The 505-nt window shown below is 51.3% G+C and carries 1 protein-coding gene; it reads right to left on the bottom strand.

The window, feature by feature from the left end; translation table 11 throughout:
- Window positions 1–505: hypothetical protein (locus VCHENC03_RS23205; RefSeq protein ID WP_009704417.1), on the bottom strand; the 505-nt coding region annotated here is incomplete at both ends.

Raw genomic sequence — 505 nt, 5'->3', positions numbered from 1 at the left:
GTCGTAGTCAACATCAGAAGTCGCGGTACCATCGGTCGATAGGTTCAGTACGACATCTTCACTCACTGGCTCACTGAGGCTGATCGTGTACTCAAGGTAACGGTCATCACCTTCGGTGACATCGCCGCCAGCACTCACGGTCAGCTCTGCGGTTGCGTCTTTATCGACACCATTTGCTTGGTCATCAAGGATATTCGCTGTCGCACTGTCGGTCTTGGTGCCAGTGACTTTACCGCTGGTCGTCGATGCAGTCAGTTCAACGCTTTCAGAGTTCTCTGTCACCTCATCGTCTTTTACTTGAAGGTAAATTTTGAGCTCAGTTTCCCCTGCAGCGATCTTCAATTCATCAGCCGTGATTTCACGGTAACCACCATTGCCATCAGCAACAAGGTACGTCGCGTCGTAGTCAACATCAGAGGTCGCGGTGCCACCCGTTGAAAGGTTAAGCACGACATCTTCACTCACAGGCTCACTGAGGCTGATCGTGTACTCAAGGTAACGGTCA

The organism is Vibrio sp. HENC-03, from assembly GCF_000305755.2.
GTDB classification, from domain to species: Bacteria; Pseudomonadota; Gammaproteobacteria; order Enterobacterales; family Vibrionaceae; genus Vibrio; species Vibrio owensii.
Note: the sequence above shows the minus strand (reverse complement) of the source record. Positions and strands in the feature narration are given on the sequence as shown.